This is a genomic window from Burkholderia cepacia, assembly GCF_001039005.1.
GTDB lineage: Bacteria > Pseudomonadota > Gammaproteobacteria > Burkholderiales > Burkholderiaceae > Burkholderia > Burkholderia theae.
In genome coordinates this window covers 1-16,435 of record NZ_LDWR01000065.1, presented here as the reverse complement: position 1 = coordinate 16,435, position 16,435 = coordinate 1, and the positions used below count along the sequence as shown (strand labels likewise).

The 16,435-nt window shown below is 66.7% G+C and carries 17 protein-coding genes; 8 read left to right on the top strand and 9 right to left on the bottom strand.

Annotation, left to right across the window (positions count from 1 at the left end):
• Positions 1-43 precede the first annotated feature (43 nt).
• Positions 44-664, bottom strand: coding sequence for a TetR/AcrR family transcriptional regulator (locus VL15_RS33035; protein WP_048251012.1), 621 nt, complete (start codon positions 662-664; stop codon positions 44-46).
• 216 nt (positions 665-880) lie between these two features.
• On the opposite strand from VL15_RS33035, the gene VL15_RS33030 reads away from it, so the two are divergent.
• The 3 genes from VL15_RS33030 to VL15_RS33020 all read left to right on the top strand — a co-directional run bounded on the left by VL15_RS33030 (position 881) and on the right by VL15_RS33020 (position 4,365).
• On the top strand, positions 881-2,164 hold the full coding sequence (locus VL15_RS33030) for an MFS transporter (protein WP_048251036.1): 1,284 nt from the start codon (positions 881-883) through the stop codon (positions 2,162-2,164).
• A gap of 157 nt (positions 2,165-2,321) precedes the next feature.
• Positions 2,322-2,927 carry a nitroreductase family protein gene (locus VL15_RS33025; RefSeq protein WP_048251011.1) on the top strand — a complete coding sequence of 202 codons (606 nt, stop codon included), beginning with the start codon at positions 2,322-2,324 and terminating at the stop codon, positions 2,925-2,927.
• A gap of 187 nt (positions 2,928-3,114) precedes the next feature.
• Positions 3,115-4,365 (top strand): Hsp70 family protein, encoded by a 1,251-nt coding sequence (locus VL15_RS33020; RefSeq protein WP_048251010.1) that lies wholly within the window; start codon positions 3,115-3,117, stop codon positions 4,363-4,365.
• A 96-nt stretch (positions 4,366-4,461) separates the two neighbouring features.
• Here VL15_RS33020 and VL15_RS33015 read toward each other — a convergent pair whose 3' ends face one another.
• Positions 4,462-4,665: a cold-shock protein gene (locus tag VL15_RS33015; protein WP_006477070.1), complete on the bottom strand. Its 204-nt coding sequence runs from the start codon at positions 4,663-4,665 to the stop codon at positions 4,462-4,464.
• 420 nt (positions 4,666-5,085) lie between these two features.
• Between VL15_RS33015 and VL15_RS33010 the strand changes: the two genes are divergently transcribed.
• Positions 5,086-6,684 (top strand): APC family permease, encoded by a 1,599-nt coding sequence (locus VL15_RS33010; RefSeq protein WP_048251009.1) that lies wholly within the window; start codon positions 5,086-5,088, stop codon positions 6,682-6,684.
• A gap of 109 nt (positions 6,685-6,793) precedes the next feature.
• Here the strand turns inward: VL15_RS33010 and VL15_RS33005 are convergent, their stop codons facing one another.
• The 7 genes from VL15_RS33005 to VL15_RS32975 form a co-directional block, all read right to left on the bottom strand.
• Entirely contained in the window at positions 6,794-7,585 is a 792-nt protein-coding gene (locus tag VL15_RS33005; RefSeq protein ID WP_048251008.1) for a DODA-type extradiol aromatic ring-opening family dioxygenase, read from the bottom strand.
• A gap of 210 nt (positions 7,586-7,795) precedes the next feature.
• Positions 7,796-8,392, bottom strand: coding sequence for a UbiX family flavin prenyltransferase (locus tag VL15_RS33000; RefSeq protein WP_048251007.1), 597 nt, complete (start codon positions 8,390-8,392; stop codon positions 7,796-7,798).
• A gap of 13 nt (positions 8,393-8,405) precedes the next feature.
• Positions 8,406-8,717, bottom strand: a complete 312-nt coding sequence (grxD, locus tag VL15_RS32995; RefSeq protein WP_006753626.1) for a Grx4 family monothiol glutaredoxin — start codon at positions 8,715-8,717, stop codon at positions 8,406-8,408.
• Positions 8,718-8,786: 69 nt separating this feature from the next.
• The gene (prmC, locus tag VL15_RS32990) at positions 8,787-9,629 is read right to left on the bottom strand and encodes a peptide chain release factor N(5)-glutamine methyltransferase (RefSeq protein ID WP_048251006.1); all 843 of its coding nucleotides are present in this window, start codon (positions 9,627-9,629) and stop codon (positions 8,787-8,789) included.
• Between the two features lie 7 nt (positions 9,630-9,636).
• Positions 9,637-10,719: a peptide chain release factor 1 gene (gene prfA / locus VL15_RS32985; RefSeq protein WP_048251005.1), complete on the bottom strand. Its 1,083-nt coding sequence runs from the start codon at positions 10,717-10,719 to the stop codon at positions 9,637-9,639.
• 81 nt (positions 10,720-10,800) lie between these two features.
• Positions 10,801-12,099 carry a glutamyl-tRNA reductase gene (gene hemA, locus VL15_RS32980; protein WP_048251004.1) on the bottom strand — a complete coding sequence of 433 codons (1,299 nt, stop codon included), beginning with the start codon at positions 12,097-12,099 and terminating at the stop codon, positions 10,801-10,803.
• Positions 12,100-12,125: 26 nt separating this feature from the next.
• Entirely contained in the window at positions 12,126-12,887 is a 762-nt protein-coding gene (locus VL15_RS32975; protein WP_048251003.1) for a response regulator transcription factor, read from the bottom strand.
• 171 nt (positions 12,888-13,058) lie between these two features.
• On the opposite strand from VL15_RS32975, the gene VL15_RS32970 reads away from it, so the two are divergent.
• Genes VL15_RS32970 through VL15_RS32955 form a run of 4 tightly spaced genes read left to right on the top strand, consistent with a single transcriptional unit; the run spans position 13,059 to position 16,373 of the window.
• Positions 13,059-13,313: a hypothetical protein gene (locus tag VL15_RS32970; RefSeq protein WP_048251002.1), complete on the top strand. Its 255-nt coding sequence runs from the start codon at positions 13,059-13,061 to the stop codon at positions 13,311-13,313.
• An 18-nt stretch (positions 13,314-13,331) separates the two neighbouring features.
• The gene (locus VL15_RS32965) at positions 13,332-15,146 is read left to right on the top strand and encodes an aminopeptidase P family protein (protein WP_048251001.1); all 1,815 of its coding nucleotides are present in this window, start codon (positions 13,332-13,334) and stop codon (positions 15,144-15,146) included.
• Between the two features lie 55 nt (positions 15,147-15,201).
• Positions 15,202-15,753: a cysteine hydrolase family protein gene (locus VL15_RS32960; protein WP_048251000.1), complete on the top strand. Its 552-nt coding sequence runs from the start codon at positions 15,202-15,204 to the stop codon at positions 15,751-15,753.
• Positions 15,750-16,373 (top strand): HAD family hydrolase, encoded by a 624-nt coding sequence (locus tag VL15_RS32955; RefSeq protein ID WP_048250999.1) that lies wholly within the window; start codon positions 15,750-15,752, stop codon positions 16,371-16,373. The genes VL15_RS32960 and VL15_RS32955 overlap by 4 nt, the downstream gene beginning before the upstream one ends.
• The last annotated feature ends 62 nt before the right edge of the window (positions 16,374-16,435 follow it).

Here is a 16,435-nt window from a genome sequence, read left to right as displayed (position 1 = left end):
CCGCATTGTAGCGGGCACGCCGGGGCCGGGCGTGCGTGGCGCGTCACGCGCACGCGGCTTCGATCAACTGCGTGACGAGCGCGGGCGCGGTGCCGATCGGCGTTTCGCCGTGCCGGTAGGTCTGGCTCGCCGCGTAGATGCCTTCGACCACCAGCGCGAGCGCATCGGCGAGCGCCTTCGGCTGTCGTGCGCCGGCACCTTCGCATAGCGACACGAGCCGCTTCATCAACTGCTCCTTGTTCTGCGCGACGCGCTCGCGTGCCGGGTGCGACGCATCCGGGAATTCGGCGGCGACGTTGACGAACGGGCAGCCGCGGTAGTCCTTCTGTGTTGCGCGCTCGGCAAGATCGACGAAATACTGGATCAATTGCGCCTTCGGCTGGCCCGGATGCTTCGCGGCGCTCGTATCGAGACGCTCGAAGAAGCACGCATCCATCCGCTCCAGATACGCGAGGATCAGCTCGTCCTTCGACGAGAACTGACGGTACAGGCTCATCTTGTTGACGCCCGCGCGCTCCACGACCGCCTCGACGCCCACCGAGCGAACGCCTTCCTTGTAAAACAGCTCCTCGGCGGCGCGCAGCAGGTGCTCCTGCGCGGTGGCTCCGTCGATCGACCGGCGCGTGCGGCGCGCAAGCGGTTTGGCGATCTCGATGCCCGACATGATGACCCTCGACTGCGTGATGAATTGCTTGACATGTTACCGACTGGTAACTACGATCGCAACACAGTTGTGACCGATCGGTAACAATGCCGGCCGGATCGACAGACAAATGCCAAGCATCGGCCCGGGTCAGCCGATGCGGTGTGCGGCGGAGGTGGCCTGGGTGGGGTGGAGCAGGTGCGATGGCGCCGGAGCCGCCAACGGGAGAGCATGAAGATGAATTGGGTGGTGACACGAATCGGCGGGCGCTTCCACTACGGATGGCTCGCGGCGGCGGTGGTATTCCTGATCCTGCTGGCGGCAGCCGGCACGCGCGCGACGCCGAGCGTGCTGATGGTGCCGCTCGAGCGCGAACTCGGCTGGAGCCGCGCGACGATCTCGCTGGCCATCTCGGTGAACATCGCGTTGTACGGCCTGACGGGCCCGTTCGCGGCCGCCGCGATGCAGCGCTTCGGGCTGCGCCCGACGATCCTCGCCGCGCTCGTGACGATGAGCGCGGGCGTTGCGCTGTCGTCGATGATGACGCACAGCTGGCAGATGGTACTGATCTGGGGCCTGATGGTCGGCTGCTCGTCGGGCGTCGTTGCGCTGACGCTGTCCGCGACCTTCGTCACGCGCTGGTTCCATGCGCGTCGCGGCCTGATCATGGGCATCCTGACCGCGAGCACCGCCACCGGCCAGCTCGTGTTCCTGCCGATGCTGGCGGCGATCGCGCAGCACCATGGCTGGCGGCCGGTCGTGCTGGTCGTCGCGATTGCGGCCGCGATCGTGATTCCGCTGGTCGCGTTCCTGTTGCCCGAACGGCCGGCCGACGTGAAGCTGCGCCCGTACGGCGAGCCGGCGGATGCGCCGCCCGCGCCCGACACGACGAAGGAGAACCCGCTCGCGGTCGCGTTCCGCACGCTGCTGACGGCCAGCCGTTCGCGCGACTTCTGGCTGCTGTTCTTCAGTTTCTTCATCTGCGGTGCGAGCACCAACGGTTATGTGGGCACGCACCTGATCGCGATGTGCAGCGACTACGGGATGACCGAAGTGCAGGGCGCGTCGCTGCTCGCGGCGATGGGCGTGTTCGACCTGTTCGGCACGACGCTGTCGGGCTGGCTGTCCGACCGCTACGACAACCGCGTGCTGCTGTTCTGGTACTACGGGCTGCGCGGGCTGTCGCTGATTTACCTGCCGCACGCGTTCGGGATCGATTTCTTCGGGTTGCCGCTGTTCGCGATGTTCTACGGGCTCGACTGGATCGCAACGGTGCCGCCGACCGTGCGGCTGGCCACCGATGTGTTCGGCAAGGCCGCGGCGCCGGTCGTGTTCGGCTGGATCGTCGCCGGCCACCAGCTCGGTGCGGCGTTCGCGGCGCTTGGCGCGGGGATGCTGCGCGCGAGCCTCGGTACCTACACGATCGCGTCGATGATCTCGGGCGGGCTCTGCATCGTCGGTGCGCTGATCGTGCTGCGGATCAACCGCGGCCCGTCGCGTGCGGCCGCGCAGGCGGCCTGACCGCGGCGGCCCGGCTGGCCGCGCGGCCTGCGGCCGGCCTATGCAGGCACGATGATTTGCATAGCGCGGGAGGATCGGGCGCGTAATGGCTCAAGCGGGTATGCTTGCGGTTTGCCGGGGCGTTCGCGCCCCTTCATCGATGTCAGCGAGGAACCGCATGTCCGTCAAACCTGCTCCCACCACTGTTTCGATTCACGATCTGATCGCGGGCCGCTGGAGCCCGCGCGCGTATTCGGATGAGCCGGTCAGCGCCGGCGATCTGCACGCGGTGCTCGAAGCCGCGCGCTGGGCCCCGTCTGCGTACAACGCGCAGCCGTGGCGTTTCATCGTATTCGATCGCACGCAGGACGAAGACGCCTTCAAGCGCGCGTTCGCGACGCTGGTGCCGTTCAACCAGGGCTGGAATGCGCCGGCGCCCGTGCTGATCGCGGTGACCGCGCACACGCTCACGCCGAAGGGCGAGCCGGCGCCGACCGCGCTGTACGACGCGGGTGCCGCCGCGATGTCGCTGGTGCTGCAGGCGCACGCGCTGGGCCTGGCCGCGCACCAGATGAGCGGTTTCGACGCGAAGGCGTTCCGCGACGCGTTCGGGATTCCGGCCGACGTCGCGATCCCGTCGATCATCTCGATCGGCCACTACGGCAACGTCGACAAGCTCGATCCGGTGCTGCGCGATCGCGAGAAGGCGCCGCGCACGCGCCATGCGATCGGCGAGGTCGTGTATGCGAGCGCGTGGAAGAAGGGTTTCGACGCGGCAGCCTGATCCGTCAGGCGGGCGGGTTGCGTCGTGCAACCCGTCTGTGCGTCTCCCCGGCGCGCCAGGCCGCGCGCCGGTGCCACCGATGCCCGTTCCGCGGCACTGGTGGCCGGCCCGGTTGTGATCCCGCGGGCTTCATGTTAAAAAGCCCGTCCTTTCCGTTTTCGCGCCGGCCCTGCTGCGGCAACTTCCCATGACTTACTGCGCGATCGATTTCGGCACGTCCAATTCCGCCGTGGCGCTGCCCGACGGCGACGGCATGCGCCTCGCGCCCGTCGAGGGCGACCACCTGACGCTGCCCACCGCGATCTTCTTCAACAATGACGAAGAGACGGTCGAATACGGCCGTGCGGCGCTGGCCTCCTATATCGACGGTTTCGACGGCCGGCTGATGCGTTCGATGAAGAGCATCCTCGGCTCGCCGCTCGCGGAAACGACGACCGATCTCGGCGACGGCAGCGCGATCGCGTACACCGAAATCATCGCGCGCTTCCTGACGCACCTGAAGCGCAAGGCCGAAGCCCGCGCGGGTGCGCCGATCGGCCGCGCGGTGCTCGGCCGGCCGGTGTTCTTCGTCGACGACGATCCGCGCGCCGACCGCCTTGCGCAGGATCAGCTCGAGGCGGCCGCGCAATCGGTCGGCTTCGCGGACGTTCACTTCCAGTACGAACCGATCGCCGCCGCATTCGATTACGAATCGCGCCAGCAGGCCGAGCGCCTCGTGCTCGTCGCCGACATCGGCGGCGGCACGTCCGACTTCTCGCTGGTGCGCGTCGGGCCCGAACGGATGGCGCGGCTCGAGCGCAAGGACGACGTGCTGGCGCACCACGGCGTGCACGTCGCGGGCACCGACTACGACCGGCGTGTCGAGCTGGCGGCAATCCTGCCCGCGTTCGGCTACCGTTCGCTCGACCCGGAAGGGCGCGAACTGCCGAACAAGATCTATTTCGATCTCGCGACCTGGCACCTGATCAACACGGTCTACACGCCGAAGCGGGTCGGCGAGCTGAAGCTGATGAAGCATCTGTACCAGGATGCGCGACAGTACGACCGGCTCACGAGCGTGGTCGAGCAGCGGCTTGGGCATGCGCTGATGGCGCGCGCGGAAGAAGCGAAGATCGGCGTCGCGGCGGGCGGGGAGACGATGATCGACCTGAACGACGTGGAAGAGGACCTGCTGATCGCGTTCGATGCCGATCGCCTCGTCGATGCGAGCCACGACGACACCGCGCGCATCGTCGACGCCGCGCGCGAGACGGTGCGGCTTGCGGGCATCGCGCCGCGCGACGTCGGCGCGCTGTATTTCACCGGCGGCTCGACGGGCCTCGCGTTCCTGTCGGGCGCGCTTGCGGGCGCGTTTCCGGAGGCGCAACCGGTGTTCGGCGATCGCCTCGCGAGTGTCGCGACGGGGCTCGGCATTCACGCGCAGCGGCTGTTTGGCTAAACGTAGGCGGTGGTATTACCGCCGTGCCGAATTAGCGCAGAAAAACAAAAAGCCCCGCCGAAGCGGGGCTTTTTTACACGAATTATCGCGCCAAGCTTAGACCGGACGGATGTTCGCAGCTTGCAGACCCTTCGGGCCCGTCTTCACTTCGAATTCAACCTTCTGGTTTTCTTGCAGCGTCTTGAAGCCTTCGACGCGGATTTCCGAGAAGTGCGCGAACAGATCGTCGCCGCCGCCTTCCGGGGTGATGAAGCCGAAGCCCTTTGCGTCATTGAACCACTTGACGGTACCGGTTGCCATGTTACTTGTTCCTAAAAAGATAAAACGGGGCCGAGGCCCATGGGGTGCGGAAAATCAAGGAAGGGGTAATAGGACCAACCGGAGTACCGTTGATGGGCGAACTACGAAAGAACCAATTCACTCGCCGCTTGAAATCCTGCGAAGTCCTTTATACGGCTAATCGATCGTATGGTCAACCGTAATCCCATGCTCTCAGGGTTATTGCGTAGATCATGTTTACAAAGCTTGCAGGCGATGCGAATTTTTTGTAGGGGCCGAACGATTTAGGCGCCACGTTTGAGGTGCAACCGTTAAACTACGCGCCGCGTGGACGGGTTGCCCCGATCGGATGGCTCGTCCCCCCAAGAATGCGTGCGCGGTGCTGTCCGAGCCGATCCCGGACCGCAGGCCGACCATGCTTTTTGAGACACAGGAGAGGATGTGAAGAGTTCTATTCAACGGAACATCGGCCCGTTTGCATTGATGCTGACGGGGCTGGGTTCGATTATCGGCTCGGGCTGGCTGTTCGGCGCCTGGAAGGCCGCGAAGATCGCCGGTCCGGCGGCGATCTGCGCCTGGATCATCGGCGCTGTCGTGATTCTCGCGATTGCACTGACGTATGCCGAACTGGGCGCGATGTTCCCCGAGTCGGGCGGCATGGTGCGTTATGCGCGCTACTCGCACGGTTCGCTGGTGGGCTTCATCAGTGCATGGGCGAACTGGATCGCGATCGTATCCGTGATCCCGATCGAGGCCGAAGCGTCGATCCAGTACATGAGCACGTGGCCGTATCCGTGGGCGCACGCGCTGTTCGTGAACGGCGAGTTGACGACACCAGGCCTGTTGCTGTCGGCCGTGCTGGTCGTCATCTACTTCATGCTGAACTACTGGGGCGTGAAGGCCTTCGCGCGGGCGAACACCGCGATCACGATCTTCAAGTTCCTGATCCCCGGCCTCACGATCCTCGGCCTGATGCTGACGAGCTTCCACTCGGAAAACCTCGGCACCGCATCCAATGCAAGCTTTGCGCCGTACGGCTGGTCGGCGGTGCTGACCGCGGTCGCGACGAGCGGCATCGTGTTCGCGTTCAACGGCTTCCAGAGCCCCGTGAACCTCGCGGGCGAAGCGCGCAATCCGTCGCGCAGCGTGCCGTTCGCGGTGATTACGTCGATCCTGATCGCACTCGTGATCTATGTGCTGCTGCAGGTCGCGTACATCGGCGCGGTGAATCCGACCGACATCGCGGCGGGCTGGTCGCACTTCAACTTCAAGTCGCCGTTCGCCGAACTGGCGATCGCGCTGAACCTGAACTGGCTCGCGATCATGCTGTACGTCGACGCGTTCGTCAGCCCGAGCGGCACCGGCACGACCTATATGGCGACGACGACGCGGATGATCTACGCGATGGAGCGCAACAACACGATGCCGAAGATGTTCGGCAACGTGCACCCGCTCTACGGCGTGCCGCGTCAGGCGATGTGGTTCAACCTGCTGGTCTCGTTCATCTTCCTGTTCTTCTTCCGCGGCTGGAGTTCGCTTGCGGCGGTGATTTCGGTCGCGACGGTGATTTCCTACCTGACCGGTCCGATCAGCCTGATGGCGCTGCGCCGTGCGGCGACCGATATCGAGCGGCCGCTGTCGATCCCGGGCATGAAGCTGATTGCACCGTTCGCGTTCGTCTGCGCGTCGCTGATCCTGTACTGGGCGAAGTGGCCGCTGACCGGCGAAATCATCCTGCTGATGATCGTCGCGCTGCCGGTGTACTTCTTCTTCCAGGCGAAGGCAGGCTGGACCGGTTGGGGTGAAGACCTGCGGGCCGCATGGTGGCTGGTCGCGTACCTGCCGACGATGGCTGTGCTGTCGCTGATCGGCAGCAAGGAATTCGGCGGTCACGGCGTCCTGCCGTACGGCTGGGACATGCTGATCGTCGCGGCAATCGCGCTGATGTTCTACTTCTGGGGTGCGAAATCCGGCTACCGGACCAAGTATCTCGACGAGCGCGAGTCGCACGACGAGATCCTCGAAGGGGTCGGTGCCTGACGCCTGATCTGTCGCCGGATTCGGCGGTGGCGGAACGTGGCAAAAAAAGCCCGCCCGAGCAATGCTCGGGCGGGCTTTTTGTTTGCGGTCGCCGGTTGTCTCGCGGAGCTCAGGCGGCCGCGCTCGCGAACACGTAGTTCGTCATCGCGAGCACGCGCTGGTAGGTGCCGAGCGACTGGATGCCGAGCTGGTAGTCGTCGTCCGCCGCGCCGAGCGCGGTGAATACCGGCAGCAGATGCTCGTCGGTCGGATGCATCAGCGCCGCATGCGGCGCCTGCCGGCGGTAGTCGAGCAACGCGTCGACGTCGCGCGCGGCAAGCTTCGCCTCGAACCAGTCGGTGAATGCCTTGACGCGCGGGTCCGCATCCTCGGGCGCGGCGCCGAAATCGGCGGCGCGCAGGTTGTGCGTGATCTGGCCCGAGCCGATCACCATCACGCCTTCGTCGCGCAGCGGCCGCAGCGCGCGGCCGAGCGCGAAGTGGTGGGCTGCATCCGCGCGCGGCTGGATCGACAACTGCGCGACGGGCACGTCGGCCTCCGGGAACATCAGCAGCATCGGCACCCACGCGCCGTGGTCGAGACCGTGTTCGTTCGTCGCGGTCGCGATGCCGGCCGCGTTCAGCAGCTCGGCCGCACGCTCGGCGACGTCGGGCGCGCCCGGCGCCGGGTAGCGAATCTCGTACAGCGCGCGCGGAAAGCCATAGAAGTCGTGGATCGTTTCCGGGTGCGCGGCGACGCTCGCGACCGGCTGCTGCGTGCCCCAGTGCGCGGACAGCATCAGCACCGCGCGCGGGCGCGGCAATTCGGCACCGAGGTGCGTGAACGCACCGGACGGCAGCGACGGGTCGATCGGCAGCGTCGGGGCGCCGTGGGACAGGTAGAGCGAAGGCAAGCGGTTCATGGTGGTGGCCTGCAAAAGGATTTGCCTGTGACTATAGGCGCGCACCGAGTATTGATAAATCCACGCCGTGGAATTTGATTAACGCTTATTTGTTGATAATCGAGGCGCTGCGACGCGCACCGATGCGGGCAGGCGTCCGTAGGCGTGAATTCGAATGAATTGCCGGAGGAATCGGCGAAGATGCGCGAAGAACGGGCTGCGACAGGCCGCTTATTGCGCGTGCCGGATACCGGCCCACGGCGTGGTCAACGGTGCGCTGAGCGCGAAGAGGTCGAGCACGCGCGTGACGGTCTGGTCGACGAGTTCCTCGATCGTCTTCGGCATCGCGTAGAACGCGGGCAACGGCGGAAAGACGATGCCGCCCATTTCGGTGACGGCGGTCATGTTGCGCAGATGCGCGAGGTTGAACGGCGTTTCTCGCACCATCAGCACGAGACGGCGGCGTTCCTTCAACGTGACGTCGGCCGCGCGCGTGATCAGGTTGTCGGACAGCCCGTGCGCGACGCTCGCGAGCGTCTTCATCGAGCATGGCGCGATCACCATCCCGTCGGTCGCGAACGATCCCGATGCGATCGTCGCGCCGACGTCGCGCACCGAATGCACGACGTCCGCACGGCTTTCGACATCGGCCTTCGACAGCTTCAGTTCGTGCTGGATGTTGAGCCAGCCGGCGTTCGAAATCAGCAGGTGCGTTTCGACGCCGCCGGCGGCGCGCAGCAGATCGAGCAGCCGCACGCCGTAGATCGCGCCGGTGGCGCCGGTGATCGCGACGATCAGCCGGCGTGGCGGCGCGCTGGGAGATGCCATCGAACGGGGAGCGTTACGCGGCGGCGAACAGTTGCTGCAGTTCGCCCGACTGGTACATCTCCATCATGATGTCCGAGCCGCCGACGAATTCGCCCTTCACGTAGAGCTGCGGGATGGTCGGCCAGTTCGAGAATTCCTTGATGCCCTGGCGGATTTCGTCGTCCTCGAGCACGTTGACCGTCTTGAACTGGTCGACGCCGCAGGCCTTCAGCACCTGCACTGCGCGGCCCGAGAAGCCGCACATCGGGAATTGCGCGTTGCCCTTCATGAAGAGCACGACCTGGTTTTCGTCGACGATTTGCTTGATACGTTGTTGGGTGTCCATGACTGACCTTGCGTGTTTGCGGGGCGTTAGATCGAAATGATAGCGGATTTCAACCGGGCGGGCCGGGCATCAGCCCGGCAGGCGGCCGCCGGTCGTGCGTTCGATCGCGGCCAGATCGGCAAGCGATTCGACCGCGACGAAGCCGTGTGAGACGAGCACCGCGCGTACGGCTTCGGCCTGGTCGTAACCGTGCTCGATCCAGAGCGTGCCGCCCGGTTTCAGATAGGTGCCGGCGCCCGCGACGATCGCGCGGATCGCGCTGAGGCCGTCGGCATCGTCGGTGAGCGCGCCGCGCGGCTCGAAACGCAGGTCGCCCTGCGCGAGGTGCGGATCGTGCTGCGCGATGTACGGCGGGTTGCTGACGATCGTGTCGAATGCGAGCGCCGGGTCGAGCGCCGCGTACCAGTCGCTCTGCAGCCAGTGCAGCGGGCCGCCGGGGCGGTGCGCGTCGAGCAGCTTGTCCGCGTTGCGTTGCGCGACCGCGAGCGCGGCCGGCGAACGGTCGAGCGCCCACACGCGTGCATCGGGACGCTCGGCGGCGATCGACACGGCGATCGCGCCGCTGCCGGTGCCGAGATCGAGCACGGCCGGTTGCGGCAGCCCGTCGATCGCATCGAGCGCGGCATCGACGAGCAGTTCGGTTTCGGGGCGCGGGATCAGTACGTCGGGCGTCACGTCGAACGGCCGGCCGAAGAATTCGCGCATTCCGACGAGCTGCGCGACGGGCTCGCCGGCCACGCGGCGCGCTTCGAGCGCACGGTAGCGTTCGACCGCGGCCGCGTCGAGCGGCGTGTCGCCGCGCGTAATCAGCTGCGTGCGGGTCCAGCCGAGCGCGTGCGCGAGCAGCACACGCGCATCGACCGCGTCGAGCGGCGACGCGCGCAGCAGTTCGTCGGCGGTGGTGTCGGGCATCGCGGCCTCAGTCGGCTTCGCCGAGCGACGCGAGCAGTTCGGCCTGGTGCTCGGTGACGAGCACACCGATCAGTTCGTCGAGATCGCCGTCCATGATCGCCTCGAGCCGGTACAGCGTCAGGTTGATCCGGTGGTCGGTCATCCGGCCCTGCGGGAAGTTGTACGTGCGGATCCGCTCCGAGCGGTCGCCGGAGCCGATCAGGCTCTTGCGCGTCGCGGCTTCCTTCGCGTGCTGCTCGTGATACTGCTTGTCCTTGATGCGCGCGGCGAGCACCTTCAGCGCGCGATCCTTGTTCTTGTGCTGTGAACGGTCGTCCTGGCATTCGACGACGATCCCGGTCGGGATGTGCGTGACGCGCACCGCCGAATCGGTCTTGTTGATGTGCTGGCCGCCCGCGCCGGACGCGCGGAACGTGTCGATCCGCAGGTCGGCCGGGTTGATCTCGACCTCGCCGATTTCATCGGCTTCCGGCATCACGGCGACCGTGCAGGCGGACGTATGGATGCGCCCCTGCGTCTCGGTCGCCGGCACGCGCTGCACGCGATGGCCGCCCGATTCGAACTTCAGGCGCGAATACGCACCCTGGCCCGCGATCCGCACGATCACTTCCTTGTAGCCGCCGAGATCCGATGCGCTCTCCGACATCATTTCGACCTGCCAGCGCCGGCGTTCCGCGAAGCGCAGGTACATGCGCAGCAGGTCACCCGCGAACAGCGCCGATTCGTCACCGCCCGTGCCCGCGCGGATTTCGAGGAAGATGTTGCGGTCGTCGTTCGGATCCTTCGGCAGCAGCATCTTCTGCAACTCGACCTCGAGGCGGGTCATGCTTTCGCGTGCGCTGCGGATCTCGTCCTCGGCGAAATCGCGCATCGACTGATCGGTGAGCAGTTCCTGCGCGGCCGTCTCGTCGTTGCGCGACTGGCGCCACAGCGCGTACTGCTCGACGACCGGACCGAGTTCCGCATGTTCGCGGGTCAGCTTGCGGTACTGGTCGAGATCGGCCGTGACGTTTTCGCGGCTCAGCAGGTCGTTCAGTTCGGCCAGCCGTGTGGACAGCTGGTCGAGCTTGCGTTGCATGCTCGTCTTCATGGTGTGGAGCGACGCTCCCGGGCAAGGGTATTCGGAAAGGATAGGCCGGCTCGCGGCCGGCGGCAGGGCGACTGGCCGGCGCTAGTGGCCGGATTGGTCGTTCGAGCGCGGTGCGTGCTGGTAGAAGCCGCGCATCAGGTCGATCAGCGAATCGCGATCGGCGCCGTTCACGCGGTTGAGCGCGCTCGTCGGGCCGTGGATCAGCTTGTTGGTCAGCGCCTGCGACAGCGCTTCGAGCACGGCGGCCGGATCGTCGCCGCGCGCGAGCAGCTTCTGCGCCTTGTCGACTTCGGCGCGGCGCAGCGCGTCGGCCTGCGTATGCATGTGACGGATCACCGGCACGACGCTGCGCGTGTCGAGCCATTGCATGAAATTCTGCACGCGCGTCTCGATGATCGACTCGGCCTGCGCGACCGCGGCCTGGCGCGATGCGTTGCCTTCGCGCACGATCGCGCCGAGATCGTCGACGGTGTAGAGGAATACGTCCTTCAGCTTGCCGACTTCGGGCTCGATGTCGCGCGGCACCGCCAGGTCGACCATGAAGATCGGCCGATGGCGGCGCGCCTTCACCGCGCGCTCGACCGCGCCGAGGCCGATGATCGGCAGCGTCGACGCCGTGCACGACACGATGATGTCGAATTCCTGAATGCGGGCCGGCAGATCCGCGAGCGGCATCGCGCGGCCGTTGAAGCGTTCCGCGAGGCGCTGGCCGCGTTCGGCCGTGCGGTTCGCGACGACGAGTTCGCGCGGGCCCTGCGCGGCAAAGTGCGTCGCGCACAGCTCGATCATTTCGCCGGCGCCGATGAACAGCACGCGCTGATCGGACACCTTTTCGAAGATCCGCTGCGCGAGGCGCACCGCGGCGGCGGCCATCGACACCGACTGCGTGCCGATCTCGGTCGTGCCGCGCACTTCCTTCGCCACCGCGAACGTGCGCTGGAACAACTGGTTCAGATAGGTGCCGAGCGCGCCGGCTTCCGTCGCGGTGCGGACCGCATCCTTCATCTGGCCCAGAATCTGGGTTTCGCCGAGCACCATCGAATCGAGGCCGGATGCGACGCGGAACGCGTGCCGAACCGCTTCCGACTGCGGCAGCGCATAGACGTGCGGGGCGAGTTCGTCGACCGGAATCCGGTGATACTCCGACAGCCAGCGGATCGCGCCCTCGCGTGCCGCGCGATCATCGGTCGCGCAATACAGTTCGGTGCGGTTGCAGGTGGAGAGGATCGCCGCTTCGGGCGTATTGGGTGCCTGGGGGCCGAGAAATACGTTCTTGAATGTGACGAGAGCCGGCTTGATCTGCTCGAGCGGAAACGCCACGCGTTCGCGCAGGGCGACAGGCGCAGTGTGGTGATTGATTCCGATCGTGAGGAGTTGCATATCGAGGGCTATCGTTTAGCCCCATATTATAGCGTTTCAGCGATTTCCTCACTCGATGCATACCGGGCATCAGCGTGGCGGGGGCGAGAATTTGGGGGTTCGATCGGCACGCGATCGAGCTGATAACCGTAGCCGTAGAGCGGCAGCAGCCGGTAGCCGCGCTCCGGAAGCAACCGCAACTTGCTGCGCAGCCGGGATGCGTGCGTATCGAGCGTGCGCGACTTCATGTCGCGGCGGCATGCCCACACCGTTTCGAGGATATGGGCGCGCGACACGGGCCGCGACAGGTTCGCGAACAGCAGCTGCGCGAAGCGGAACTCCTTGGGCGTGAGTGAAACGATTGCTTCGCCGAAGCGCACGAGGCCGTGCGTGGCGTCGAACGCGTATTCCCCATACATTTCGCGCGAGCGGGTCGGCGGCCGGCGCACGCCCGCGCGCCGGCTCAGCGCGTTGACGCGCGCGAGCAGCTCGGGCCCGCTCACGGGGCGAACGAGGCAATCGTCGGCCCCCGCGTGCAGGCACGATACGATTTCGCTTTCGCGCGGCAATTGCATCACGGCGATGGCCGGCAGCCCGGGCAGGATCGTCTGCGCGCGCGGAATGACTTCCTCGGCCGGCTGGTCGCCGGCCCAGTTGCCGGTGATCAGCATGTCGCAGGTGTCGGTGGCGAGCCATTCGAAGAACGCCGTACTGGACGAAAACGCGTGGCACACGTGACCGCCTGCAAAGAGCAGGCGATTCAGGAGTGCGGCATGACGCGCCTCCGGATCGATCAGAGCGATTCGCATGAGAATTTCTTCATTACGGCAGCCGGTGCGCGCTTGCCATAACGTCGAGTCGGCCCCTACACTCGAATGTTGGCGGCACCCGGCTGGTCTCGGGTTCGATGGATGAATCGATGCTAGCCGCTGGCAACGTTCACGCCTATGGGACGAATCCGAATTTATCGAAGGCGTCGAATGAACTGGTTTGGAATCCTTGTCCTGGGAGCGGCCGTCGGGCTGTTCGGCCGATGGCTGCATCCGATGCGGCGCACGAGCCGGCCGGCATGGTGGATCGCGGTACTCGTCGGCATCGCGGGCGCGGCCGCCGCCCGAATGGCCGGCAATCTCTCGGGACTGTTTTACGATGGCGAGACGCTCGAATGGCCGGTCTGCACCGGCGTCGCGTTCCTCGCCGTAGCCGTGACGGTCGCACTGTCGGCCCGTCGCTGAATGCTCTCAGGTGAAATCATGAATGCCCGTCTCCCCGAAGTCTCGTCGGTGCCGGCCCGCCTCGCGCTGCTGCGCGGCGCCATGGCCCGCGAGGGCCTGGCCGCCTATCTCGTGCCGTCCGCCGATCCCCACCTGTCCGAGTACCTGCCCGAGCGCTGGCAGGCCCGCCGCTGGCTGTCCGGCTTCACGGGTTCGGTCGGCACGCTGGTCGTGACCGCTGATTTCGCGGGGCTGTGGGTCGACAGCCGCTACTGGGTGCAGGCCGACGCCGAACTGGCCGGCACGGGCGTGCAGCTGATGAAGATGACGGGCGGGCAGCAGAGCGCGCCGCACGTCGACTGGCTCGCGCAGAACGTGGCGGCGGGCGCGACGGTCGGCGTCGACGGCGCCGTGCTCGGCGTCGCGGCCGCGCGCGGGTTGACGGCCGCGCTGAGCGCACGCGGCATCGCGCTGCGCACCGATCTCGACCTGCTCGACGCGATCTGGCCCGAGCGGCCGGGGTTGCCCGGCGATGCGGTGTTCGAGCACGCCGCGCCGCAGGCCGATACGACGCGCGCGAGCAAGCTGGCCGAAGTGCGCCGCGCGATGCACGCGCAGGGCGCGCAGTGGCATTTCGTGTCGACGCTCGACGATCTCGCATGGCTGTTCAACCTGCGCGGTGCCGACGTCAACTTCAATCCGGTGTTCGTTGCGCACGCAATGATCGGCGCCGATCGCGCGACGCTGTTCGTCGCCAGCGGCAAGGTGTCGCCGGCGCTGGCCGCGTCGCTCGCGCAAGACGGCGTCGACGTTCGTGCGTACGACGCCGCGCGCGCGTCGCTCGCGGCCCTGCCCGACGGCGCGACGCTGCTGGTCGACCCGCGCCGCGTGACGTTCGGCACGCTCGAGGCCGTGCCGGCCGGCGTGAAGCTCATCGAGGCCGTGAATCCGTCGACGTTCGCGAAGTCGCGCAAGACGTCCACCGAGATCGAGCACGTGCGCGTGACGATGGAGCACGACGGCGCCGCGCTCGCGGAATTCTTCGCGTGGTTCGAACAGGCGGTGAACCGCGAGACGATCACCGAGCTGACGATCGAGCAGAAACTCACGGCCGCGCGCGCACGGCGCCCCGGTTACGTGTCGCCGAGCTTCGCGACGATCGCCGGCTTCAACGCGAACGGCGCGATGCCGCACTACCACGCGACGCCCGAGTCGCACGCGACGATCGCCGGCGACGGCCTGCTGCTGATCGATTCGGGCGGGCAGTACACGACGGGTACGACCGACATCACGCGCGTCGTGCCGGTCGGTACCGTCAGCGACCTGCAGCGGCGCGATTTCACGATCGTACTGAAATCGATGATGGCGCTGTCGCGCGCACGCTTTCCGCGCGGCATCCGCTCGCCGATGCTCGACGCGATCGCGCGCGCGCCGATGTGGTCGGCCGGGCTCGACTACGGCCACGGCACCGGGCATGGCGTCGGCTACTTCCTGAACGTGCACGAGGGCCCGCAGGTCATCTCGCACTACGCACCGGCCGAGCCGTACACGGCGATGGAAGAGGGCATGATCACGTCGATCGAGCCGGGCGTGTACCGTCCCGGCCAGTGGGGTATCCGGATCGAGAACCTGGTCGTGAACCGCGCGGCCGGGAAGACCGAGTTCGGCGATTTCCTCGCGTTCGAGACGCTGACGCTGTGCCCGATCGACACGCGCTGCGTGCTGATCGAGATGCTGCACGACGAAGAGCGCGCGTGGCTGAACACGTATCACGCGACGGTGCGCGAGCGCGTCGGCCGGCATCTGAGCGGCGATGCCAGGGCGTGGCTCGACGCGCGCACGCAGCCGATCTGACGCAACGCGCTTCAGCGGCCGGGCGACGGCCGAACAACAACAGCGAGGGCAACAAATGGCGGACACCGCAGTGATCGTGGTCGACATGCAGCGCGGGCTGGTGGAGCGGGCGCAGCCCGCTTACCGGCTCGACGACGTGGTGTCGGGCATCAACCGGTTGACGGCGGCGGCGCGCGCGGCGAACGCACCCGTATGCTTCGTGCAGCACGACGGCGATGCGGACGACGACATCGTGCCCGGCACGTCGGGCTGGGAGCTGCATGCGGGGCTGGTCGTCGGGAGCGACGACTGGCGCGTGCGCAAGCAGGTGAGCGACTCGTTCCACGATACGCCGCTCGCGGCGCAGCTCGAGCGCCACGGCATCCGATCGGTGCTGATCTGCGGTTATGCGACCGAGTTCTGCGTCGATTCGGCCGCGCGCCGTGCGGCGCTGCTCGGCTACCGGACGACCGTCGTGTCCGACCTGCACACGACGAACGAGCGTGCGCACCTGTCGGCCGCGCAGATCGTCGCGCACCACCACTTCGTCTGGCAGAACAACTCACTGTCGGGCAACGCGGTGACACCGCGTCCGCTCGCGGACGTGCTTGCCACGGAGTTCGCATGACGATCAAGGCCGTGGTGTTCGATTTCGGCGGCGTGCTGATCGACTGGAGCCCCGAGTACCTTTACCGGGAACTGATTCCCGACGACGCCGAGCGCCGCTGGTTTCTCACGCACGTCTGCGCGATGGACTGGGTGATCCGCCAGGACGGCGGGCAGACGATCGAGGAAGGCACGGCCGAACTCGTCGCGAAGTTTCCCGAGCACGAGGCGCTGATCCGGGCGTTCTACGTACGCTGGCACGAGATGATCGGCGGCGTGCTCGACGAAGGCGCCGCGCTCGTCGACCGGCTCGACGCGCAGGGGATGCCGCTGTTCGGGCTGACGAACTGGTCCGCGCAGACGTTTCCGTATGCGTGGGAAAACTTTCCGGTGCTGCGGCGTTTCAAGGACATCGTCGTGTCGGGCCGCGTGAAGCTCGTGAAACCCGATCCGGCGATCTACCGCGAGATGCACGCGCGGATCGACCCGCACCTGCCGGGTATCGCGCCGCACGAACTCGTGTTCATCGACGACAACGCGAAGAATGCGGCGGCCGCGACGGCGCTCGGCTGGCACGGCATTCATCACACGAGCGCGGCGGCGACCGAGGCGCGGCTGCGCGAACTGGGTGCGCTCGCGTAGGCGGCGGGCGAGCGGCGGCCGGATAAAAAAACCCGGCACGAGCCCTAATGCCGTTCAGTTAA